This is a genomic window from Pseudofrankia sp. EUN1h (assembly GCF_001854645.1).
Taxonomy (GTDB): Bacteria; Actinomycetota; Actinomycetes; order Frankiales; family Frankiaceae; genus Pseudofrankia; species Pseudofrankia saprophytica.
Genome location: NZ_MBLN01000098.1, coordinates 18,555 through 41,137, shown reverse-complemented (window position 1 = coordinate 41,137; position 22,583 = coordinate 18,555). Strand labels below are relative to the sequence as shown.

At 72.5% G+C, this 22,583-nt stretch carries 18 protein-coding genes; 4 read left to right on the top strand and 14 right to left on the bottom strand.

The window, feature by feature from the left end; translation table 11 throughout:
* Nucleotides 1-25: 25 nt before the first annotated feature.
* The 9 genes from BCD49_RS41555 to BCD49_RS36695 all read right to left on the bottom strand — a co-directional run bounded on the left by BCD49_RS41555 (nucleotide 26) and on the right by BCD49_RS36695 (nucleotide 12,635).
* Entirely contained in the window at nucleotides 26-3,103 is a 3,078-nt protein-coding gene (locus tag BCD49_RS41555) for an ABC transporter substrate-binding protein (RefSeq protein WP_007516870.1), read from the bottom strand.
* Between the two features lie 217 nt (nucleotides 3,104-3,320).
* The gene (locus BCD49_RS46240) at nucleotides 3,321-4,820 is read right to left on the bottom strand and encodes a serine/threonine-protein kinase (RefSeq protein WP_007516869.1); all 1,500 of its coding nucleotides are present in this window, start codon (nucleotides 4,818-4,820) and stop codon (nucleotides 3,321-3,323) included.
* A 183-nt stretch (nucleotides 4,821-5,003) separates the two neighbouring features.
* Nucleotides 5,004-7,052 carry a serine/threonine-protein kinase gene (locus tag BCD49_RS36720; RefSeq protein WP_083401924.1) on the bottom strand — a complete coding sequence of 683 codons (2,049 nt, stop codon included), beginning with the start codon at nucleotides 7,050-7,052 and terminating at the stop codon, nucleotides 5,004-5,006.
* A gap of 283 nt (nucleotides 7,053-7,335) precedes the next feature.
* A complete protein-coding gene (locus BCD49_RS36715) occupies nucleotides 7,336-7,827 on the bottom strand; it encodes a hypothetical protein (protein WP_007518953.1) in 492 nt (163 codons plus the stop codon).
* Nucleotides 7,828-7,977: 150 nt separating this feature from the next.
* Nucleotides 7,978-8,664, bottom strand: coding sequence for a VOC family protein (locus tag BCD49_RS36710; RefSeq protein WP_071042438.1), 687 nt, complete (start codon nucleotides 8,662-8,664; stop codon nucleotides 7,978-7,980).
* Nucleotides 8,665-8,689: 25 nt separating this feature from the next.
* Nucleotides 8,690-9,010, bottom strand: a complete 321-nt coding sequence (locus tag BCD49_RS41545) for a hypothetical protein (RefSeq protein WP_007518950.1) — start codon at nucleotides 9,008-9,010, stop codon at nucleotides 8,690-8,692.
* Complete coding sequence (locus BCD49_RS36705; RefSeq protein WP_007518949.1) at nucleotides 9,007-9,342, bottom strand: hypothetical protein; 336 nt, start codon at nucleotides 9,340-9,342, stop codon at nucleotides 9,007-9,009. Before BCD49_RS36705 ends, BCD49_RS41545 begins: the two co-directional genes overlap by 4 nt.
* Nucleotides 9,343-9,597: 255 nt before the next feature.
* Nucleotides 9,598-11,583, bottom strand: coding sequence for a threonine--tRNA ligase (thrS, locus tag BCD49_RS36700; protein WP_071042433.1), 1,986 nt, complete (start codon nucleotides 11,581-11,583; stop codon nucleotides 9,598-9,600).
* A gap of 239 nt (nucleotides 11,584-11,822) precedes the next feature.
* Nucleotides 11,823-12,635, bottom strand: a complete 813-nt coding sequence (locus tag BCD49_RS36695; protein WP_083401923.1) for a TetR/AcrR family transcriptional regulator — start codon at nucleotides 12,633-12,635, stop codon at nucleotides 11,823-11,825.
* Between the two features lie 529 nt (nucleotides 12,636-13,164).
* Between BCD49_RS36695 and panB the strand changes: the two genes are divergently transcribed.
* On the top strand, nucleotides 13,165-14,145 hold the full coding sequence (panB, locus tag BCD49_RS36690; protein WP_071042432.1) for a 3-methyl-2-oxobutanoate hydroxymethyltransferase: 981 nt from the start codon (nucleotides 13,165-13,167) through the stop codon (nucleotides 14,143-14,145).
* A 51-nt stretch (nucleotides 14,146-14,196) separates the two neighbouring features.
* On the opposite strand, the gene BCD49_RS36685 is transcribed toward panB, so the two are convergent.
* On the bottom strand, nucleotides 14,197-14,979 hold the full coding sequence (locus BCD49_RS36685) for a helical backbone metal receptor (RefSeq protein WP_071042431.1): 783 nt from the start codon (nucleotides 14,977-14,979) through the stop codon (nucleotides 14,197-14,199).
* Between the two features lie 36 nt (nucleotides 14,980-15,015).
* On the bottom strand, nucleotides 15,016-15,705 hold the full coding sequence (gene npdG, locus BCD49_RS36680; protein WP_051467471.1) for an NADPH-dependent F420 reductase: 690 nt from the start codon (nucleotides 15,703-15,705) through the stop codon (nucleotides 15,016-15,018).
* Nucleotides 15,706-16,277: 572 nt separating this feature from the next.
* Here npdG and BCD49_RS36675 point away from each other — a divergent pair.
* Nucleotides 16,278-16,493, top strand: a complete 216-nt coding sequence (locus BCD49_RS36675; RefSeq protein ID WP_007518939.1) for a hypothetical protein — start codon at nucleotides 16,278-16,280, stop codon at nucleotides 16,491-16,493.
* Nucleotides 16,494-16,590: 97 nt separating this feature from the next.
* Here the strand turns inward: BCD49_RS36675 and BCD49_RS36670 are convergent, their stop codons facing one another.
* Complete coding sequence (locus BCD49_RS36670; protein WP_051467655.1) at nucleotides 16,591-17,754, bottom strand: tyrosine recombinase; 1,164 nt, start codon at nucleotides 17,752-17,754, stop codon at nucleotides 16,591-16,593.
* A gap of 407 nt (nucleotides 17,755-18,161) precedes the next feature.
* Between BCD49_RS36670 and BCD49_RS36665 the strand changes: the two genes are divergently transcribed.
* Both BCD49_RS36665 and BCD49_RS36660 read left to right on the top strand, forming a co-directional pair.
* Nucleotides 18,162-18,857 (top strand): hypothetical protein, encoded by a 696-nt coding sequence (locus BCD49_RS36665; RefSeq protein WP_007518937.1) that lies wholly within the window; start codon nucleotides 18,162-18,164, stop codon nucleotides 18,855-18,857.
* A gap of 2 nt (nucleotides 18,858-18,859) precedes the next feature.
* Nucleotides 18,860-19,768 (top strand): PKD domain-containing protein, encoded by a 909-nt coding sequence (locus tag BCD49_RS36660; protein WP_007518936.1) that lies wholly within the window; start codon nucleotides 18,860-18,862, stop codon nucleotides 19,766-19,768.
* Between the two features lie 235 nt (nucleotides 19,769-20,003).
* On the opposite strand, the gene BCD49_RS36655 is transcribed toward BCD49_RS36660, so the two are convergent.
* Both BCD49_RS36655 and BCD49_RS36650 read right to left on the bottom strand, forming a co-directional pair.
* Nucleotides 20,004-20,567, bottom strand: a complete 564-nt coding sequence (locus BCD49_RS36655; protein WP_051467657.1) for an NUDIX domain-containing protein — start codon at nucleotides 20,565-20,567, stop codon at nucleotides 20,004-20,006.
* Between the two features lie 134 nt (nucleotides 20,568-20,701).
* The gene (locus tag BCD49_RS36650; RefSeq protein ID WP_007518934.1) at nucleotides 20,702-22,450 is read right to left on the bottom strand and encodes a CTP synthase; all 1,749 of its coding nucleotides are present in this window, start codon (nucleotides 22,448-22,450) and stop codon (nucleotides 20,702-20,704) included.
* Nucleotides 22,451-22,583: the final 133 nt, after the last annotated feature.

Genomic DNA, 22,583 nt, shown 5'->3' with positions numbered 1-22,583 from the left:
CGGGTGGTGTCACCGGCGGGTGGTGTCAGCGGACGCCGAGGGCGGAGAAGTCGATCGTGTCGTACGCGGGCTGGTAGTAGACGTTGGTGAGGCCGGAGCTGTAGATGTTCGTGACCCTGTCGCAGGTCAGCGGGATGTAGGCGGCCGTGTCGAGTATCAGCCGCTGGGCGGCCGCCCACCTCGTCGCGGCGGTCCCGGCCGGGTCGGCGGCGCGGGTGCTGTCGGTGATGTCCGCGAGGAAGGCGTCGTCGAGGGCGGTGTTCACCGCGGGGTCGTTGAGCTCGGCGAGGTTCCTGTTGTTCGCGGCGAGGATTCTGCGGCCGTCGGTGAGGCTGGCGAGCAGGCCGGCGGGCGCCGGCCAGCCCGGGTCGTAGCCGACGAGCGCCAGGCCGATGCCCTGGTCACGCATCTTCTGCGGCGTGAAGATCAGGTTGAAGAAGGCGTCCGAGTCGAGCGCCGAGAGCTGGACATCGACGCCGATTCCGGCCAGGGTTTTCTTGATCGCGTTGGCCTCCTGCTGCGACGTGTCGTCGTCGGCGACCGCCAGCTTCACCGGGAAGCCGGCCGGCCGGCCGCATGTCGCCAGCTCCCGCCTCGCCTGGCTGGCGTCGCCATGACCACCAGCACTCGGGTACAGGTCGAGCGTCGAGTGGTACCGCATCGGCGGCGAGACCAGCGTCGTCGCGGCGACGGCCTCGTCCGGGCCGCCATGGGCGGTGACCTGTGCCTGCCGGTCGATCGCCCAGGCGATCGCCTTGCGGCAGTGGACGTTGTCGAAGGGCGCCACCGTCGTGGTGAGGCTCAGGGAACGCACCACGCCGCTGGTGACGGTCAGGCGTTGGTTGGCCCGCATCGCGGAATCCGTCGGAGCCCTGTCCAGGGTGAGCGGCAGGGCACCGGTCTGCCCGGCGAACACGTCCGAGTGGCCGGAGAGGATTTGCTCGTCGATGGTTTGCCGAGGCAGGCGCATGGCCTCCTCGATCCGGTCCGGCAACGCCGTGTTCACCGGATCGGTGGCCGGGTCCCAGGAGAGGTTGCGGACCAGCGTCAGCGACTGGCCTCGCTGGTAGGAGGCGAACTTGTACGGACCGGACGAGAACGGCCGGTCGGCGTACTGGGCTCCGGTGTCCTTCGCCCGAGGCACCGGAGTGGACGCGGGCGAGGCCATCAGGTAGTTCCAGTCTCCGAACGGCGTGGTCAGATGGAAAACGATCGTCTGGTCGTCTGGAGTCTCGATCGACCTGAGACCCAGCTTGTCCGGACTCGGATCCTGGTAAGGCCCCGGATATTTGTTGTTGGGGTCGTCCAGGTACCGGGTGAGTCCCTTCAGCCCGGTGGTCACGAGCTGGGCGTCGAACACCCGCTCGATCCCGTACTTGATGTCCCTGGACGTGATCGAGGTGCCGTCCTCGAACTTCAGGCCGGCGCGCAGGGTGTACCGCCAGGTGACCGCGTCGGTGGAGGTGGGGACGCCGGTGGCGAGGTCGCCGATCAGATCGGTCGTACCCGGCTTGTAGGTCAGCAGCTGCCGGGAGAACCATCGCTGCTGCGCCCAGCACTCGTCGGAGTTGCTGCGCTGCGGGTCCCAGGAGTCGCAGTCGGCGGCGGCGGCCACCCGCAGGGTTCCGCCCTTGCCCGTGGACGGGCGCAGGATGGGCCCCTGGACCGCGAGCCGCGGCGTGGTGCTCTGGGTGGCGGCCGCCGTCGGCTGGCCAGGGCCGGTCCCCGCCTTCGGGCCGTCCTCGCGTGGGATCAGCACCAGGGGAAGGATGATGGCGAGCGCGCCCACGACACCGCCGACCAGCAGCCACCACCGCCGCCGGTGCCTGCCCGCCCTGGGCGCCGCCGGGGCCGGGGTCGGCGCCATCGGGGCCGGGCTCGGGACCTGCGGGACCTGGTGGGGCGCGAAGGGCGTTCCGACCTGGGTCGGCTGCGCGGCGGGGATCCCGGGACCGGCGGAAGCCAGCCTGGCCGGACCAGGCTGGCCGGGCGACGGCGCGGTGGGCAGCGGCGCGGTGGGCGGCGGCGGGACCGGTATGGCCCACGGGTTCGACTGGGGGTGGCCGCCGACCGGGAGGGTCGGGCCGTCGGAGGTGCCCACGGGCTTGCCCGCCGTGGCGGGCAGCCCCGCCGCCGCACCCGGACCCGCCGCCGCGGCCCGGGTGCCGGGGTGCCCCGCCGAGGGCTGGCCGGCGGTGAACCGCGGCCCGGTCGGCGGACCGTCAGCCGCGGCGCGCACGTCGTCGTCGAGCTGGACCTGCAGGTCCGACCGGGTGAGCCAGCCACGGCCCAGCACGGCGGCCGCCGCCGCGGCGAACTCCAGGCCGAACGCCCGCGCGCTGGGATAACGCATCGCCGGGTCGGGGGCGAGGGCGCGCAGCACGACGTTCGCGACCGCCGCCGGCACGCCCGGCGGCCGGGGCGGCGGGGCGGTCAGGCGGCGCTGCCAGAGCTGCTGCACCGGCAGCGACCGGTCGATCGGCGGCGCGCCGGACAACAGCTGGTACAGCACCACGCCCAGGGCATAGATGTCGGTCGCCGGCCCCAGCTGCCCGCTGGTGATCTGCTCGGGCGCCATGTACAACGGGGTGCCGACCTGCGCGCTGGCGGTCGCGACCGTCCCCTCCAGGATCTTCGCGACGCCGAAGTCGGTGACCTTGGCGGTTCCGGCGGCCGTGAACAGCACGTTGTCCGGCTTGACGTCGCGGTGCAGCACGCCCCGGTCATGCGCGTAGCCGAGCGCGGAGGCGACCGCGAGCCCCACCGCGCAGGACGCTTCCGGCCGCATGCCCTCCCGCCGCTGGGACAGCGCGCCGCCGACGAGCTGCTCCATCACGATCAGGCAGAGGTCCGCGGTCTCGACATAGTCGTAGACCCGGACGATGTGGGGGTGGTCCATGCGGCCCAGCAGCTGGCCCTCGGAGGCGATGCCCGGGCGATCGCCCTGCGCCGGCGGGCGGGCCGGCAGCACCTTGATGGCGACGTTGTGCCGCAGGTGCCGATGCTGGCCGGCGAGCACCAGCCCGTAGGCACCCGAGCCCAGCCGCCCGCCGATCTCCAGCCCCGGCAGCGCCGCCGCCACCGACTCCCGGTCGACGATCACGATGCCCGCCCGCGGCCTGCTCGTGCCCCAACAGAAGTTACCGAACCCCCGCGAACCCGACACATGATGTGCCGATCGTAGGCCGACCATCGACGTGCCGTCGGCCGGGCCGCCTCACCGACCGGACGACACGCGTCGACGGCTGGCCACCTTCATCCGGCGGAACCAGCCGGCCTCCGCGGGGATCGAAACTAGGGTGGCGAGACCGACGCCGACGTCAGGGGGTGGGGGCCGGGCTGGGCTTGGGCGAGGCAGGCAAAGCCGCGATCCCACCGGTGACCCGGTGGAGGCCGAGCACCATGGCGCGAGCATCGGCGACGTCGGCGGCGGGAATGCCGTCCTCCACCGCGCTTCGGTCCGGCTCCGCGACCTCCGAGATCGACATGTAGGTGCTATGGACGCTGGAAAGGCCGGCCACGGACACCCCCTGGAAGATGGCCACCCGGCCGTCGTGCACACCGATGTAGTACTGGCTGCGCGTCCACCCCCAGGCGCCGAGCGCGCCCGCGAGAAGCACGACGGCCACGATGGCCCCGACAAGCACCAGCCTGCGGCGGCGCCGGCGTGGGCCCACGCCGCCCACCGGGGTCGGCGGTCCGGCGGTGCCGGCGCCACCCGGTTCGTCGGCCGCCGTCGGATACATCGGCCGGGATGACGGCCCGAAGGCACGGGCCGTGGAATCCGTCCGCGTCGCCACCTCGTCGCGATATCCCTGGTTGTCGGTCCTGGATGGCGCGGCGGGCGCACGGTCCCCGACGGACCGGCGGACCCGTGGCGACGGCTCGATGACCTCCGGGTTCCGGGCGACCGATTCCTGGGACGGCGGTACCGAGCCATACGCTCCGGTTCCGGCCGCCGCGTCGCGGACGTCATCGTCCAGCCGCAGCGGCAGGCCGGCGTGGGCGAGCCAGTCGCGACCGTGGACTCCGACCGCGGCGACGGCCAGGTCACGCGCGGACGCGGACGGCGGCCGGTCGCCCGGCTCCTTGGCCAGCGCCCGCAGCACCACGTCCGCCAGCGGGGCCGGCACCGACGGCGGCACGGACGGTGTCGTCGTCAGCTGCTGGTGCCAGAGCGCCTGCAGTGGCAGCGACGGGTCGAAGGGTGGCCGGCCGACGAGCAACCGGTACATCAGGACGCCGAGCGCGTAGATGTCCGTCGCCGGTCCGAGCCGGCCGCCACGGATCTGCTCCGGCGCCATGTACATCGGCGTGCCCAGTTGGCCGGTCGCCGTCGTCGCCGTGCCCTGGAAGATCTTCGCGATGCCGAAGTCCGTCACCTTGACGGTCGAGGTGGCGTCGAACATGACGTTGTCCGGCTTGATGTCGCGGTGCAGCACACCACGCTCGTGGGCGTAGGCCAGCGCGGTGGCGACCCCCACGCCGACCGCGCACGCGGCCGGCGGCGCGAGACCCGCCAGACGGCGGGTGAGCGTGCCACCGGACAGCTGCTCCATCACGATCAGGCACAGCTCGTCGGTCTCGACGTAGTCGTAGACCCGGACGATGTGCGGATGATCCAGGCTGGCGAGCAGCTGGGCCTCGGCCTCGAATGCCGACCGGCCTTCCTGGCCGGCTGGCAGCACCTTGACGGCGACATCCCGGTTCAGCCGCCGGTGGCGCCCGGCGAGCACCAGTCCGAACGCACCGGCACCAAGCCGGCCCCCGACCTCGATCGCGGGCAGGGCCGCGGCCACCGACTCCCGGTCAACGATCATCTGCCCGCCACCCAGCCGAACCCGGCAGCCCGGGTGCACCGGGCGGCAATCGTCATATACACGCTCCCCGATTCTGGCGTCACGGTCGGTGCCTGACATCCGGGTAAACGCGTAGACGACCGCGGCAAGGTCACGTCCACCTCGGCGAGGCGGCGTTCTCGCCGCCGCCCAGGCCTTCCTCCCTCAGTCCACGGACCCACGACCCCGGCGCAGAGTAAGCGCTTCGAGCGCGCCGCCGACGCAGCCGGCGACGACGGCGGCAGGCACACCCAGCAGGAAGACGCTCCAGAAGACCTTGGACAGGCTCGCGAACCAGAAATCGTCGTGCACCTGCGAGTAGACGAGGCAGGTCGTGAGCGCGGCCACGAGCCAGGCGAGCAGCCAGCCGCCGACACCCGCGAGCAGGCGGACCGGCCGACGGCCGGCACGCGGCCCGGCGAGGACACCCAGCACGCCTGCCGGGGCGATGCCCAGGATGAGGAGGAAGGAATCCACGAGCGGCTCGTTGCTGGTCCGGAGCCATGGCAACGTGGCGGCGGCCTGTCCGATTCCGACGGCCAACGTGGGCCAGATCCAGCGGCCGGAGACGTCCGCATAGCGGCCGAGCATGGCGCGACGCAGCAGCGCGAACACCACACCGCCGACGAACAGCGCCGCGAGGACGGGCGATTCGAACCGAAAACTCTGACCGTAGTAGTGAAATTTAAGGGAGTACGACACCGCGGCCGCCGACAGCAAATAGGCAAACCCAAGCCCGACGGCGTTGGCAGCCAGCCAGGTCTTCCAGGGAAACCCGCTCGCCCCGGGCTCTGACGCGGGCCGGGTGGGAGCCGGCGTCCCCACGGACCGCGCCCCAGCGCCGGCCGGGCCCGCCAAGCCGGCACCCGCGAACTGGGTGACTGCCTGGGTGTCCACCGCGCGGGTCGAGCCCGTGATCACGGTTTCCGGGGCGCCGCCGGACCGGCCCCGCGGGTCGAGCGAGGGGGCACCGTCGGGCGAGTGGCCGATCCGGCCGGCCTGTCCCCCCGAGTGCCCGTCCCCGGCTGGCCCTGGAGCGGCACTCCGTCGGTCCGAGGTCGGCGTCGGCGTAGGTGCCGCAGCGCCGGCGGCCAACGGAGGGAACGTCGGCGGCGGCGGCAGCGCGGCGGCGGCCGCCGCGCGCCGGCTCGCGCCGCCGTCCGTGGCCCGGCCGCCCTGGCTGGCACGCGCGCGCGGGTCGCCCGCGGCCACCGGCCGGGGCAGGCTGTCCGGCTCGACCGGCCGGGGGCCGGGCAGCACGGGCAGCGGGCCGGTGTCCACTCCCCGCTCCGGCCGCGCGTCGTCGGCCCGGGACGCCGCGGGCGGCGGCGTGCGCGGCCCGGTGGCGGCGTCGCGGATCTCGTCGCTGACCAGCAGCGGCACCCCGCCGCGGGTGAGCCAGCCTGAGCCATAGGACGCGGCCGCCGCGGCGGCGAGGTCGAGCGCGAACGCGACCCCGGACGGCTGCCGATCGGCCGGCTCCTTCGCCAGGGCGCGCAGGAGGACGGCCGCGACCGGGCCCGGCACGCCGACCGGCGTGGGCGGCGGCGCGTCGAGCACCTGACGCCACAGTGCCTGCAGCGGCAGGCCCGGGTCGAACGGCGGGCGGCCGACGAGGAGCCGGTAGAGCAGCACGCCGAGGGCGTAGATGTCGGTCGCCGGGCCGATCCGGCCGCCGAGGATCTGTTCGGGCGCCATGTACATCGGCGTGCCAAGCTGCCCGGTCGCCGTCGTCGCCGAGCCGTGGAAGATCTTCGCGATGCCGAAGTCAGTGACCTTCACCGTGCTGGCCGCGTCGAACATGACGTTGTCCAGCTTGATGTCCCGGTGCAGCACACCGCGTCCGTGCGCGTATCCCAGCGCCGACGCCACCCCCAGGCCGACGGCGCACGCCGCCTCCGGCCCGATCCCACGCGCCCGCCGGGTCAGCGTCCCGCCGGCCAGCATCTCCATCACGATCAGGCACAGATCGTCTGCCTCGACGTAGTCATAGACCCGCACGATGTGCGGATGGTCAAGCCCCGCCAGCAGCTGCGCCTCCGCCTCGAAACGCGAACGGTCCTCCGGCGCCGCGGCAAGCACCTTGACAGCCACATCCCGGTTCAGCCGCCGATGCCGCCCCGACAGCACCAACCCGAACGCACCGGACCCCAGCCGCCCGCCCACCTCGATGGCCGGCAACGCCGCCGCCACCGAGTCTCGATCAATGAGCATCACATCGCCACCCTTGCCGAATTCGGCAGTACGGCCCATCGAGAGTGGCCGTCTGTGCACAGTCCTCCCGATGTTGGCACCCCGCCCGACGCCAGACATCAGGGTTATCGCGTACTGGTCCGAAAAGTGGGGTAACAGCGACGCCCGTCGAACAGTGAGCCAGTCGGCCTGGCCGAGGTCGGCGGAGCGGCGTCCGGTCACGGGCCGGGAGAGGCAACGGCACCACGGCGTCCCACGGGCACGGCGTCCTCAGGGGCACGGTTTCTCTAGTTGCACGGTGTCGCTAGTGGCTAGGTGCCTCGCCTTCGGCGAGGACCATGTTTCCGTCCTGTTCGCAGCTCACGGTGACGACCAGCAGGCCCAGTTCGCCGAGGTCGCGCGGCTCATAGCCGCGTCCGGCCGCGAAGTCGCTCTGAGGCGGGTAGATGACGGTGCTGACGGTGGCCGTGCCGTCATCGCAGTCGCTGTCTGCGAGGAGCCGGCGGGCCGTGGACTCGGCCGCCGCCGTCGCCTCGCTCCGAGTGGTGGTCTCGGCGGCCGCGCGGGCCGCCGCGTCGGCGGCATCCCGGACGTCGTCCTCGGCGGCGGAGTATCTGAACAGGCCGATCAGGACCAGGACGACAGCCACCACGATCCACACCGCGACCACGACCGTGGCGATCCTGTCGCCGCGGTCGGACCCACGCCGGTCGGGCGGGATCTCTCCCTCGCCGGGCCGGTCGCTCGCGCGGTGGTCGTCGCCGTCTCCGGCCGCGTCGCCTTGGGCCTCGGTCACCCCGGCTCAGCCGCTTACGCCAAGGGAGACGAAGTCGATCACGTCGCAGTACGGGGAGATGAGAAGGTTCGTCCCAAGCCGGACCATGATGCGGTGATCCTAACGGGACCGGACTTCACGCTGGAAAACCTTGTACAGAAGGCGACGCCCTCAGGGCAGCAGCCCGGTTTCCGGGTCTCGGTCGGTGACGCAGTAGGGCAGGCCGACCGGGTCGCGCAGGACCGTCCAGCGGGGGCCGTGCCCAACGACCGTCGCGCCGAGGGCGACGTGGCGGCCGGTCTCGGCGGCGCGGTCGGTCGTCGCGAGGTCCAGGTGGGCGCGCACCGGCCCGTCCGGCTCGTCGACACGCTGGAGCAGGATCCGCAGCGGCATCCCGGCGGGGCGGACCAGCACGCGGAACTCGGGCCTGCTGCCGTCACGCAGCTCCCAGCCGGTCTGCCCGGCCCAGAACGCGCACTCCTCGTCGAACCGGCCGGCCGGGATGTCCAGCGAGATCTGGTCGACGAGCGACGTATGCCCGCCGGGCCAGGTCACCGGCTTCGGCCGGACGGACTCGCCCTTGTGGACCTCGCAGAACACGAACCCACCCGGAGACCGGCGGATCTCGAAATCCTGGCCCGCGCGATGCACGTCGAGATGCACCCGCGCCSGCCCGTCCCCCACCCGCTGCACTCGCAGGAACGCGTCTCCATCCCCTGGCACCAGCGTCGCGAACTCGCCGGTCTGGCCCCGTGACGGCGACAGTGTCGTCGCCGTCACTGCTTGCCAAAACGCGACGCCCCGCTCGAACCGCTCAGCGGGAAAGTCCAGAAAAGCGGTCAGCCACACTGGGTTCATCTCGGACATCCTAGGGGTCGCCTTTTCATAGCTTGACGACCGTCACCTGTCCTCCACACAACGCCTGCAGGTCTTCGGGATCGGAAGTCAGGATGGTCACCGGCGGTGGGCAGGCAGACGCGACAGCGGCCAAAACCGCGTCAATGCCGTGCTTGTGCCCGTGCAGACCGGCGTCACGCAGAAGGTCCGAGGCAGTCAGYGCCACCGAACTGGTCACAACCCGCTGGTTCGACTCCACCGCGAAGTTGAGCCACCGCGTCAGAGAACGATCGCGACGCACCGCCCGACTCAGTCCCTCGCAGTCCAGCACGACGGTTCCGGACACCTCATCCGGCCGCGGGCTCACCTGGCGCTCCGGTTAGCGGTGCCCTGCTCGACTCGCGCGCGCGCCAGCGTTTCGCGAACGTCCCGCATCTCCTCATCGGTGATTGGGCCATGCTCGGCCTCGGCGGCCTCAACCAGCTCCTGGAGCTGGATGCGCTCCAGCTGCCGCTGCACGGCGGCCAGTACGAAGGCGGACAGCCCACCCGAGCCGCCGTGCTCCCGGGCCGCCTCGGCAACGTCGGACGGAAGCATGATCGAGTACCGTCGCGCCTCACCCGCCATGGCCTCCATGGCCTCCATGGTAGCCGCGACGTCCCACAACGTCATCAGCCTCACCTGTTCCAGCACTGCCATCAGCGCCTCCTTCAGCGAGGGGTCAGATCGCGTTTCACGGTATCCACATTTCGCGCCCAGGCAAGCAACTTTTGCCATCGCGGTATGACACAAATTCCTGAGTTCACGGATTAGCGCTATTCGAGCGATCGACGCTTTTCCATTGGCCGAGAGTRCCATTTCGAGCGCTCGTCGAGCGCTCGACGGAAAGGAATCGAAAAAAAGATGCCGCCGCCCCCAAAACTGGAAGCGGCGGCATCGGAGTGCCGGAGGCGGTCAGATCTGGATGCGGCGGTCCACGGCGTCGACGATCTCGGCGATGGCCTCGTCGACCGGGACGCCATTGCGCTGGGTGCCGTCGCGGTAGCGGAAGGAGACCGCCCCCTTGGCGACGTCGTCGTCGCCCGCGATGAGCATGTACGGGACCTTCTGCTTCTGCGCGTCGCGGATCTTCTTCTGCATCCGGTTGTCGGACGCGTCGACGTCGACCCGGATCCCCTTCGCCGACAGCTTCGCGGCGATGTCCTTCAGGTAGGGGACGTGGTCGTCGGTGATGGGGATGCCGACGGCCTGGACCGGGGCGAGCCACGGTGGCATCGCGCCGGCGTAGTGCTCCAGCAGGATCGCGAAGAACCGTTCGATGGTGCCGAACAGCGCCCGGTGGATCATGAAGGGACGCTGGCGGGTGCCGTCCGCGGCCTGGTACTCCATCTCGAACCGCTGCGGCATCTGGAAGTCGACCTGGATGGTCGACAGCTGCCAGGTCCGCCCGATCGCGTCCTTGGCCTGGACGGAGATCTTCGGGCCGTAGAAGGCGCCGCCGCCCGGGTCCATGACCAGCTCGAGGCCCTGCTTCTCGGCGGCCTCGCGCAGCAGCTGGGTGGCGTCCTCCCACTCCTCGTCGGTGCCGATCGCCTTGCCCTCGGGGCGGGTCGACAGCTCCAGGTAGAAGTCGGTGAGGCCGTAGTCGCGCAGCAGGCCGAGCACGAACTTCAGGGTGTTGTCGAGYTCGTCCGGCAGCTGGTCGCGGGCGCAGAACAGGTGCGCGTCGTCCTKGGTCAGCCCGCGCACCCGGGTGAGACCGTGCACCACCCCGGACTTCTCGTATCGGTAGACGGTGCCGAACTCGAACAGCCGCAGCGGCAGCTCTCGGTACGACCGCCCCCGCGACTTGAAGATCAGGATGTGCATGGGGCAGTTCATCGGCTTGAGGTAGTAGTCCGTGCCGCCGTCGAGCGACATGGGCGGGTACATACCGTCGGCGAACCAGTCGAGGTGACCGGAGATCTCGTACAGGGTCGACTTGGTGATGTGCGGTGTGTTGACGAACTCGTACCCAGCCTCGATGTGCCGGCGGCGCGAGTAGTCCTCCATCACGGTGCGGATCGCGCCGCCCTTGGGGTGGAAGACCGCGAGACCGGGGCCCAGCTCGGTCGGGAAGGAGAACAGGTCCAGCTCGGCGCCCAGGCGCCGGTGGTCGCGCTTCTCCGCCTCGGCCAGCATGTGCTGGTGCTCGGCCAGCGCCTCCTTCGACTCCCAGGCGGTGCCGTAGATGCGCTGCAGCTGCGGGTTCTTCTCGCTGCCCCGCCAGTAGGCCGCGGCGGACCGCTGGACCGCGAAAGCCGGGATGTGCCGGGTGGTCGGCACGTGCGGGCCGCGGCAGAGGTCCTTCCAGCACAGCTCGCCGGACTTGGCGTCCAGGTTGTCGTAGATGGTGAGCTCGCCCTCGCCCACCTCGACCGAGGCATCGGAGGCGTCGGCCCCGTCACCGGCACCGGACTTCAGCCCGATGAGCTCCAGCTTGTAGGGCTCGTCGGCGAGCTCGGCGCGCGCCTCGTCGTCGGTGACGACCCGGCGGGAGAACTTCTGGCCGGCCTTGACGATCTCGCGGGCACGCTTCTCGATCGCCTTGAGATCCTCGGCGGAGAACGGCTTCTCGACGTCGAAGTCGTAGTAGAAGCCGTTCTGGATGGGCGGGCCGATCCCGAGCTTCGCCTTCGGGAACAGGTCCTGCACCGCCTGGGCGACGACATGCGCGGTCGAGTGCCGCACGATTGCCCGGCCGTCCGGTGAGCCGACGGTGATCGGCTCGACGACGTCGCCGTCAGCCAGGACGTAGGCAAGGTCACGCTGCCTGCCGCCGACCCGCGCGGCGATCACAGACCGATCGGCCGCGAACAGGTCCGCCGCCGCCGTCCCCGTGGCGACCACCCGATCATCCCGCTGCTCGGCATGCTGGACGGTCACACGGAGGTCGGACACCGGTTTCTCCTGGTCTGGCGCCCGGGGCCCTTGCCCGGGTCGGCGTGGGTTGGCCGTTCTGGGGAGGGGCGCCGCGACACCCGCCGCGCCAGAGTGTCGCGGCTGTCGCGGGTGCCTGTCACGGCAGTTTCGCCCCGGTCGCCGATGCTACTCCGGCCGGCGCGCCACCCATCGCCGACATGACTACACAGGGTGATACCGCACGCCGTCCGTCGGCGGCCGTGCCGGCGGCGGGCCGCTCAGACGGAGGTGCTCTCCGCCTCGGCGCGGCGGCTCCCGGCCCGGGCGGCACCGTCCGAGGTCTCCCCCGCGCCCGCCACGGCCACCGCGCCCGCGCCGGGGATCTCGGGCGCATCGCCGTCGGCGCCGCAGGCCTCGTCGGCCTCATCGGCGGTGGCGGGCCTGACCCGCGGGCGGGTGAGGATGCCCCCGAGCAGGGTGTCGACGACCTGGGCGATCCGGGTGCCGCTCACCTCGTTGTAGCCGCTGGTGTACTGCCGATAGGCGACCGGGCCGACCAGCATGTCGGTGATCAGGTCGATGTCGAGGTCCGCCGGTAGCTCGCCAGCGGCGACCCCCCTGGCCAGCACCTTCGCGGCCTGTTGGCGGAACGGCTCCATCACCTGCTGGCGGTAGGTCTCGAACAGTTCCGGGTGCGCCTCCCGCTCGGCCAGCAGCCGCGGCATGATCCGGCCGGCCAGCGTCTGCAGGTTGTGCCGGCGCACGGTGTTGAGCCAGGCGACCAGGTCGTCACGCAGCGACCCGGTGTCGACCGGTTCGGCCGTCTCCACCAGCGTCGCCAGCGCGTCGGCCACCAGGGTGTTCTTCGTCGACCAGCGCCGGTACAGGGTTGCCTTGCCCACCTTGGCCCGCGCGGCGACGGCCTCCATCGACAGCCCCGTGAACCCGGCCGTCGCCAGTGTCTGCAGGGTCGCCTCGATGATCGCCCCGTCGGCGCGCGCGTCGCGCGGGCGGCCCGGTGGGCGGACGCCGGAGGGCGGGCGGTCCGGCCGCCCGCGTGGCCCTGGCCGACCCACCTCGGCGGTCGTCACCGGCCGCCCCCCCGTGCTGGACTCGCGGGCACCGCGCCGAGCCAGCCCGCGCGCCCTCGCCCGCTGGATGTCGCTCTCACCGGTCTCCCTCACTCGCCGGCCGCCCCAGCCAACCGTTCACCGCACCCCGGCGAAGCGGCCCTCGCCGCCGAGGAAGAGCGCCCCCCGGCAGATGTGGCGAGCCCTCGGAAAGCCGCCCAGGAGAGCGCTCTCGTGTTGGCAGACACGGTGAACCACCCTCGCTGGCCGCGTCGTGGCCCGACGACCACGCTGTGCGATCGTCCCACACCCCGACACTCCCCATTCTTTCAAGATCGGAGGGTACGGCGAGGCCGCATGAGGCGCATTCGGTTGACTCAGCAACGCGATGGCCATATGCGCAGGTCAGCGACAGGTGCATGCCCAGCTGGCAAGCGGGGCCGGGCGGGCGTGTGATCCACGCACCACTTTCGGCGGACCGGTCAGCAGTGGCAGCATGTCAGCGACGCCGGGACGCGCGACGCGCCCGGACGGACGCAGAGGAGTCTCCATGAGCAACTCCGCTACTCACTGTCGCCCCGCTTCTCCCTCGGCCCCGCGCACGACGCTCGCCCGCTCGGGCGCCCCGGCCACGCCAGACGAGGCGGCGACCCTCTACGGCGCGCCGACCACCGCCCAGGCACCGGCCGAGGCCGCCCGCCAGACGGCCGAGCAGCGGCCCCAGGCCCGCCCGCGCCGGCGCACGACGGTGCGCGACCTCGCGGCCCACAAGGACCGCGGCGAGAAGTGGGYGATGCTCACCGCCTACGACTACACCACCGCGTCGGTCTTCGACGAGGCCGAGGTGCCGGTCCTGCTGGTCGGCGACTCGGCGGCGAACGTCGTCTACGGCTACGACACGACCGTGCCGGTCAGCGTGGACGAGCTGCTCCCGCTGGTGCGCGCGGTCGTCCGCGGCGCGCCGCACGCGATGGTCATCGCTGACCTGCCGTTCGGCTCGTACCAGGCCAGCCCGGCGCAGGCGCTGGAGACGGCCGTGCGGTTCCTCAAGGACGGTGGCGCGCAGGCGGTCAAGCTGGAGGGGGGCGCCCGCGTCGCACCCCAGGTCGAGCTGCTGGTGTCCGCCGGGGTGCCCGTGATGGGCCACCTGGGCCTGACCCCGCAGAGCATCAACACGCTCGGCGGCTACCGGGTGCAGGGCCGCGAGGACGCCGGCGCCGCGCTGCTGGCCGACGCGCTGGCGCTCGAGGCGGCCGGGGCCTTCGCCATCGTGCTGGAGGTCGTGCCCTCCGACGTCGCCGCCCGGATCAGCAAGGCGCTGACGATCCCGACCGTGGGCATCGGCGCCGGTTCCGACTGCGACGCCCAGGTGCTGGTCTGGCAGGACATGGCCGGCCTGTCGGCCGGGCGGGCGCCGCGCTTCGTGCGCCGCTTCGCCGACCTGCGCTCGTCGCTGCTCGACGCCGTCCACACCTACGTCGACGACGTCCGCGACGGCCACTACCCAACCGTCGAGTACTCCTACGACTGATAGCGGGCACCGCCTGGGCGGGTCCCGCGGCCGTAGCCGCGGGACCCGCCCTCAGCGGGCAGCGTCGAGTTGGCCGCGCAGCACGGACGGCGCCTCCGCCAGGGAGGGGCCGTACCAGGTGAGGTGACGGCCCGAGACGCACGCGGCGGGGGCGTCGAAGGACTCCGGGCCGTCCTCGGGGCTGAAGGCGTACGGCTCGTCGGGAAGCACGACCAGGTCGTGCGGCGGAAGGTCGGCGATGGTGATGCGCGGGTAGCGCTCGGCGTGGTCCGCCAGGACGTTGTCGACACCGAGCCTGGCGAGGACGTCGCCGGTGAAGGTGTCGCGGCCGACGGCCATCCAGGGCCGGCGCCAGATAGGGATGACCGCCCGTCGCCGAGGCCAGTCGGCCGCCGMGCGCCGCGGCTCCCGCCAGACCGCCACGGCTTCCGCCAGCCAGGAGGGCCGCGCGAGCCCACAGCCGAGCCGCAGGAGCCGGTCGAGGCTGTCCAGGGCCGCGGGGACGGTCGTAGGGGCCGTCACCCACACGGCGAGCCCGGCGGCGCGCAGCGCGGCCAGGTCCGGCTCGCGGTTCTCCTCGGCGTTGGCGACGACCAGGTCGGGCGCGAGCCCGACGATCGCGTCGAGGTCCGGGTTCTTGGTGCCACGCACCCGGGCGACGTCGAGATCGCCCGGGTGCGAGCACCAGTTCGTCGCGCCCACCAGCAGCCCGGGGGCGCTCGCGGCGATCGACTCGGTGAGGCTCGGCACCAGCGAAACGACCCGCTCGACCGCCGCCGGCACCGCCACCGTCAGGCCCACGTCGTCCAGCACCGTCTCGCCCGCGAATGTCATCACGCCACCTTGAGCCAGGACCGACGGCGGGGCCGGCTAGAGGTGCGGTACGTCGGTGATGCGGATGCCGGCGTGGGCCTTGTACCGGCGGTTCATGGAGATGAGGTTCGCGGTGAACGCCTCGACCTGGCCCGCGTTGCGCAGCTTGCCGGCATAGATGCCGCGCATGCCGGGGATCCGCTCGGCGAGCGCCTGGACCACGTCGGTGGCGGTGCGGTCGTCGCCGAGCACGAGGATGTCGGTGTCGACCTCGGCGATCGACTCGTCGGCCAGCAGCACCGCGGAGACGTGGTGGAAGGCCGCGACGACGGTGCTGTCGGGCAGCAGTGCCGCGGCCTGCTGCGCGGCGCTGCCCTCGGTGACCGGCAGCGGGTAGGCACCGCCCTTGTCGAAACCGAGCGGGTTCACACAGTCGATCACGATCTTGCCGGCGAGCTCCTTGCGCAGGCTCGCGAGCAGGTCGCCGTGGCCCTCCCAGGGCACCGCGACGATCACGATGTCCGTCTGCTCGGCGGTGCCGGCGTTGTCGGTGCCCTCGATCGTCCGGCCAGGCGCGGACAGTTTGGCTGCCGCCTCCTCGCCCCGCTCGGCGGACCGCGAGCCGATGACCACCTTGTGCCCGGCCGCGGCGAACCGGATGGCCAGACCGCCACCCTGCGGCCCGGAACCGCCAAGGATGCCGATGGACAGCGAAGAGACGTCCTGCACGTCTTCGGAAGAGCTCACGAACCCATCGTGCCCGAACCGGCGCGCACGTGCCCCAAGCCCGCTGGCCAGCCAATGTGGACTGTGCCACCGACGCTCAGCGAGCAGCCCAGGCCGCGGACGTCAGCGCTCCGTTACCTGGCGCGTCGTCGCGCATCCGTTCGGCGCAGCCCGGGCCACCGACCACGGCGCGCGCGGCGGCCTCGACCGGCCAACCGACGGACGCGGAGACCCGGCTGCCGGTGGCAAAGTCCGATGAGGGAACATAGCAGGATCAACACAACAGCTACGCCGTTAAACGGCATTCTTTCGCGMATGTCCGGCGGGTTTCGCGGACCTCGCCGGCCGAACAGCCTCACACAAAGGAGTGACAGTCAGTGACGATCACGTTTCCGCCGCCACCCCAGGGGACTCGGCGGGAGCGCGAAGCGATCCAGCCAGGAAGGGCGACTGTCGGCAGCGGAGAGATGACGCTACGTAGCGTGCCGCGGATCGCGCCCAACCCCCCGCGTGCGGCGGGTGAAGATGGGCCGTACCGTTCGGGTTCATATGCACCATCCGGATCTTCGGAATCAGGCGGGAGAGGTCGGGCAATGGCGGACGTGTCGGTTCGCTTCGCGATGACAAACGACAGCGAAGTGGTCCTCAACCTGTCGCTTCCGCAGGCGCTACGCCTGATGGAGGCGATCGCGCGCAAGGTCGGCGAGACCTTGGCCGAGCGCAGTGGCCCGCCGGGGGTGGGTGGCGTCGTTCCTACGCCGCAGTCCGCCAACGGCATGCCGAGTCTCGGCCCGTACTCCCCGTCCTGACGCTCTCCTCGGGCTTCCAGCCCACGCGAGGCTTCGCCACCCGGGCTTCCCGCCCGGTCGGCTACCGGGCTACTGCCAGGTGGCTCGGGCCAGCGGCTCAGACCAGCTGGCCCGGGCTGGCCCCGAGGCGGTGGAGATCGGGCTGGGGCGGCAGCGCTGGCTGCGTGCCCGCCGCGGCGGTCGAGGCCGCGTCACGGCGCGGGCCACGGTCGTCCAGCGCCCGCGGGTGCGCCGCCGCGTACACCTCCCGCAGCCGGTCCACCGTCACCAGCGTGTAGATCTGCGTCGTACGCACCGAGGCGTGGCCGAGCAGCTCCTGCACGACCCGGACGTCCGCGCCGCCGTCGAGCAGGTGCGTCGCGAACGAGTGCCGCAGCACGTGCGGCGAAACCCCCTCGATCCCCGCGGTCACGGCCGCCGCCCGCAGCGCCGACCACGCGCTCTGCCGGGACAGCCGTCCGCCGCGCCGGGACAGGAACACCGCCGCGCCGGACGCCGGCGTCACCAGCGCGGGCCGGCCGCGGACGAGGTACGCCGACAGCGCCGCGACCGCGCACCGGCCAAGCGGCACCACCCTGTCCCGGCCACCCTTGCCGTGCAGCCGCACCGCGGCGGCCACCGGATCCAGGTCGAGGTCGTCGACGTCGAGACCGACGGCCTCCGAGATCCGCGCCCCGGTCCCGTACAGCAGCTCCAGCAGCGCCGTCGAGCGCAGCCGCCGCACCGTCTCCGCGGGATCGCCGCCGTCGCCGATGGCGATCACATCGTCCGGCCCGTCGCCGGCGCCGGCCGCGCGCGCCTGGGCGGACTCCCCTGGGGCCTCCTGGCGGTCGCCGTCGGGGGTGATGACGCCGCCGGCCGCCGCGGCGAGCACGGCCAGCACCTGGTCGACGGTGAGCGCCTTCGGCAGCCGCCGTGGCGGGGCGGGCGGGCGGATCGGCTGCGAGACATCCTCGGCGACGTCGCCCTCGCGCGCCGCGAACCGGTGCAGCGAACGGACGGCGACGAGCATCCGGGCGACCGACGCCGCGGCCAGCGGCGGATGCTCGTCGTCCCCGGTGCGTAGTGCCGCGGCGAACGCGCCCAGCGTCGCCTCGTCGACATCGGTCAGTGAGCACACACCGCGGGCGGTCAGGTACTCGTGGTAACGACGAAGGTCCCGCCGGTAGGCGAGCACGGAGTTGCGGGCGAGGCCGCGCTCTCCCGCCAGGTGGTGGAGGTAGCGGGCGGCCAGCTCACCCGGATCCGCCGGGTAGGTCACGTCCACGGCCGACCGACGGCGCCGAGGCCAACCGCGCTGAGACCGACCATGTGGAAGCCGACCGCGTGGAGACCGGCCACGGCGGAGTCGGCCGTGCGGGAGTCGCGGACCTGGGCCTTCATCATCAACCCGAATAGTAGGACCTACCACCGACAGTTCTTGACAAGCGGAGTCCGCGCAGCGCTCCCCCGGCGTTATTCTGACGGCTTGTGCGGACAGCATTCGTAACGTCACGTTACGCGGCACACGTCCGAATTTCCATGGCGCGCGGCGCGACGCGCACAACCTCCCGGCCGGCCGAGGCGTCTTCCCAGAGCGACGGATCTTCGCCCCTGCCCACGAGGGCTCCCGCTGCCCGCCATGCCCGGTCGGCGGGGCACGTGGTCGCCCGACAAGGCGGCTCAATCATGATCGCCGTACGCCGATCGGCCCTCGCGCCGGCTGACACGTCAGCCGACACACCAGCCGACACGCCGGCCGCGGGTCGCGGGCCCTCCCGGAACCCGGCGCCCCGCGTGGTGACCGGCCTCACCCTGGGCCTCGCGCTCGCGTTGGTCGGCTGCGGCTCCCACGACGAACCGGCCGGCGCCGCGGCGCCGGCCAGAGGCGAGCCGGCCGCCTCGGGTTCCGCCCAGGCGGCGGGCTCGGCCAGCGCACCTGGCCAACCCGCGACCTCCGCACCCGGCGGCGGCTCGGCCAGGCCGGCGAACGACTCACCGTCGGCCGCCGCCGGCGTCGTCACCGCGTACTTCGCGGAGATCAACAGCGCCAGCCGGGCCGGCCGGGTCGCCGACGTGGCCGGGACGGCGCTGCCCGGCTGCCAGGCTTGCGCCCTCGACGTCGGCGTCACCCGCGGCTTCCAGCAGCGCGGCCTGCGCACGGACGCCGACCCCTACGAGATCACCGAGGTCGGTGCCCAGCCACGGCAGGGCGTCGTGATCACGGTGACGTTCACCGCCACGGCGAGGACCGTCGGGCTGCTGGACCCGGCGGGCCGCCGGGTCGACGCGGCGGCCGGCGTGCCAGCGCGGGCCGGCACCGCCGAGCTCGCCCTGACCGGTGCCGGCTGGCTCATCCAGACGATCCGCTACACGCGGAGGTAGCCATGACGCGCTCGGGGCGACCGCCTCGGCCACGCCGCCGGCCCGCCAGCGGGCGGACCGGCCGTCACCTGCTGGTGACGGCCTCCCTGGTGGTCTGCTGGCTGGCGACGGGCTGGCTGGTCACCGCGGGCGGCGCGCAGGGCACACCCACGCCACCATCGGTGACGGTCCCGTGCGGCGACGTGGTGTGGGCCAGCTGTGACACCCGGGCGACCGACGGCGGCTACCAGTACCGCTACCGCGGCGGCCAGCTCATCCCGGTCCCCATCGGGGGCGCGGGGCAGGGCCGCGCCGGTTGCGGGGCGACCTGCCCACCCGACCCAGCGGCGGTCTGTGACCTGCTGCTCGCCGTCGGCCCGAGCCCGGACATGACCGCGCAGGAGCTGACGGACTACAACCAGGCGGTCGCGAACTGCCAGACCTGGCTCGCCGACCCGAACGGCATCCCGCTCGCCACCGTGCGCGCCCAGCTCGCCGACTACCTGCGCGAACAGCTGCTGCCGAAGCCGCGCCTGACCGTCCAGCCGAGCGGGCACAGCATCGCCGGGCTCGCGACGATCGTCTACACCCCCGTCCCGCCGGCGTTCACCTTCAACGTCGACCAGCCGGTCATCGCGACGATCAGCGCGGTACCGACCTACCACTGGGACTTCGGCGACGGCGGGACCGGGCCGAACGCGCCGGGCCGGCCCTACGACTCGGCGATCTCGCCCCGTGACCATCCGGACGCCTACGTCACGCACGAGTACCGCCGCCCCGGCACCTACCAGATCACGCTGACGGTCACCTGGGACGGCACGTTCACCGTCCCAGGCGTGGCGCAGGCGTTCCCCCTGGACGCGGTGACGCTGACGGCCACAGCTCCAGTGACCGTCGAGGAGGCCGCGGGCGTCCTCACCGGCAACGACTGAGTCTCTGGTTCGCTCCGTCCGGGCGCGGCGCTCCGGCCCCTTCCCTTGCTTCGCGGCGGGAAGGGACCTCCGCGCCGCGTCCTCCTCCGCTCACGGGCGCTACGGCGACCTCCGCTGCGGCCCAACCCACTTCGCTTCGCTCGTGGGCCGGGCCTCCGCGCAGGCGCGCCTCCGAGCCCGCACGGTTGCGTGCCGCTCGATGTCACCAACGCGAGGTGAGGCGCATACGGGCGACTTACCCCTGGTTTCCGGGGCGGGCGGGCCAGGAGGCGTCGGGCGAGCGCAGCGCGGCGAAGCCGATGTCGCGGGCCCGCGCGGCCGCGAGGATCCCGACGACGGCCATCGCGTTGGTGATGTCGCCCTCGAGCACCCTGGTCACCGCCTCGTCCAGCGGCACCCGGGCGACCGACATCTCGGCCTCCTCGTGCACGCCGGCGTACCGCTCGGCGGCGGGGATCTCCGACAGGCCCCTGGCGAGGAACACCCGGTAGGCCTCGTCGGTCATGCCCGGCGACGACCAGACGTCGGCGAGCACCGCCCACTGCCCGGCCCGCAGCGCCGCCTCCTCGGCGAGCTCCCGCGCCGCGGCGGCCGAGGCGGGCTCGCCGGGCAGGTCGAGAATCCCGGCGGGCAGCTCCCACAGCGGGCCGCGCACCGGGTGCCGGTACTGGCGGACCATCACGACCCGCTCGGCGTCGTCGAGCGCGACGACGCCGACGGCGCCCGGGTGGACCACGACGTCCCGCTGGGAGACGTCGCCGTCGGGCATCCGCACCAGGTCGCGGCGGATCGCGATGATCCGCCCCTGATAGGCGGTACCGCTCTCGACGACCTCGTAGCGGTGCGCGCCCGTACCGGCGGCGCCCGTCTCGTGCGTCGTGCCCTGCGCCGGGTCTCCCGCGGGGCCCGCGGCGCCCGTCCGGGGCGGCCGGGTCACGAGGTCACCAGCGCGGCGCCGTCGCCACGGCCGCCGGGGCCGGCGGGAGCGGGAGCCGCGGCGGGGGCGTCCGGCCTGGCGGCGAGGTCCACCGGCAGCACGCCACGGCGGCGGTCGGCGTAGGCGACGGCGGCCGAGGCGAGCCCGCGGAACAGCGGGTGCGCCCTGGTCGGCCGGGAGCGGAACTCGGGATGCGCCTGGGTACCGACGTAGAACGGGTGCACGTCGGGGCGCAGCTCGACGACCTCGACCAGCCGGCCGTCCGGTGAGGTGCCGGAGAACACCAGCCCGGCGGCGTCCAGCCGGTCCCGGTAGTCGTTGTTGACCTCGTACCGGTGACGGTGCCGCTCGGGGACCTCGGCGACGCCGTACTCCCGGCGCGCGATGGTGCCGGGCGCGAGCTTGCACGGGTAGAGACCGAGCCGCATCGTGCCGCCCATGTCGCGCTTGCCGGCGACGACGTCGCGCTGGTCGGCCATGGTGGAGATCACGGGGTACGGCGTGGCGGCATCGAACTCGGTGGAGTTCGCCCCGTCCAGGCCGGCGAGGCCGCGAGCCGCCTCGATCACCATGCACTGCAGGCCCAGGCAGATCCCCAGCGCCGGGATGCCGTGCTCGCGGGCGTGCCGCAGCGCGTTGATCTTCCCTTCGATGCCGCGGACACCGAACCCGCCCGGAATGATCATCCCGTCGATGCCGTCGAGCAGCGCGGCGGTGACCTCCGGTGACGAGCACTCGTCGGAGGCGACCCAGCGGACGTCGACCCCGGCGTCCACCGCGAACCCGCCCGCGCGCAGCGCCTCGGTGACCGACAGGTAGGCGTCCGGCAGGTCGATGTACTTGCCGACCATCGCGACCGTGATCCGGTGGGTGGGCTGGTTCACCCGGCGCAGCAGGGTGTCCCACTCGGTCCAGTCGACGTCCCGGAACGACAGGCCGAGCCGGCGCACGACGTACGCGTCCAGGCCCTCCTGGTGCAGCACCTTCGGGATCATGTAGATCGACGACGCGTCCGGCGCCCCCACGACGGCCTCGTCGTCGACGTCGCACATCAGCGCGATCTTCCGCTTCAGCGACTCCGGCAGCGGCCGGTCGGACCGGCAGACCAGCGCGTCCGGCTGCAGGCCGATGCTGCGCAGCGCGGCGACGGAGTGCTGCGTCGGCTTCGTCTTCAGCTCGCCCGACGGGGCCAGATAAGGCACCAGGCTGACGTGGACGGTCAGCGCGTTGTCCCGGCCGACCTCGTGGCGTACCTGGCGGATCGCCTCCAGGTACGGCAGCGACTCGATGTCGCCGACCGTGCCGCCGACCTCGGTGATGACGACGTCGACGTCCGGCGTCGCGAGCCGGCGGATCCGGTCCTTGATCTCGTCGGTGATGTGCGGGACGACCTGCACGGTCTGGCCCAGGTAGTCGCCGCGCCGCTCGCGGGCGATGACGGCCGAGTACACCTGCCCGGTCGTGACGTTGGCGCTGCCGTCGAGGTCGACGTCGAGGAAACGCTCGTAGTGACCGACGTCCAGGTCGGTCTCGGCCCCGTCGTCGGTGACGAAGACCTCACCGTGCTGGAACGGGTCCATCGTGCCGGGGTCGACATTGAGGTACGGGTCCAGCTTCTGCATGGTCACCCGCAGACCCCGGGCCTTGAGCAGCCGCCCAAGGCTGGAGGCCGTCAACCCCTTGCCCAGGCTGGACGCCACCCCACCGGTGACGAAGATGTGTTTGCTGCTGCGTACCTGCGCCACGCACGCTCCCGTGGTTGGGGTCCTGGGTCCCTTTTGCGGTGACCGTTATGGACCATGTCCAGCCGGCATTTCCAGGCCGGTCCACGGGACTTCACGGTAACACGCCAGCTCACCCGCCCGGTTCCTCCCACAC

Coding starts and splice junctions, on each gene's coding strand:
- BCD49_RS36660 (WP_007518936.1), top strand. CDS start 18,860: ATGACGCGCTCGGGGCGACCGCCTCGGCCACGCCGCCGGCCCGCCAGC.
- BCD49_RS36665 (WP_007518937.1), top strand. CDS start 18,162: ATGATCGCCGTACGCCGATCGGCCCTCGCGCCGGCTGACACGTCAGCC.
- BCD49_RS36705 (WP_007518949.1), bottom strand. CDS start 9,342: ATGGCAGTGCTGGAACAGGTGAGGCTGATGACGTTGTGGGACGTCGCG.
- BCD49_RS36675 (WP_007518939.1), top strand. CDS start 16,278: ATGGCGGACGTGTCGGTTCGCTTCGCGATGACAAACGACAGCGAAGTG.
- BCD49_RS36720 (WP_083401924.1), bottom strand. CDS start 7,052: ATGCTCATTGATCGAGACTCGGTGGCGGCGGCGTTGCCGGCCATCGAG.
- BCD49_RS46240 (WP_007516869.1), bottom strand. CDS start 4,820: ATGATCGTTGACCGGGAGTCGGTGGCCGCGGCCCTGCCCGCGATCGAG.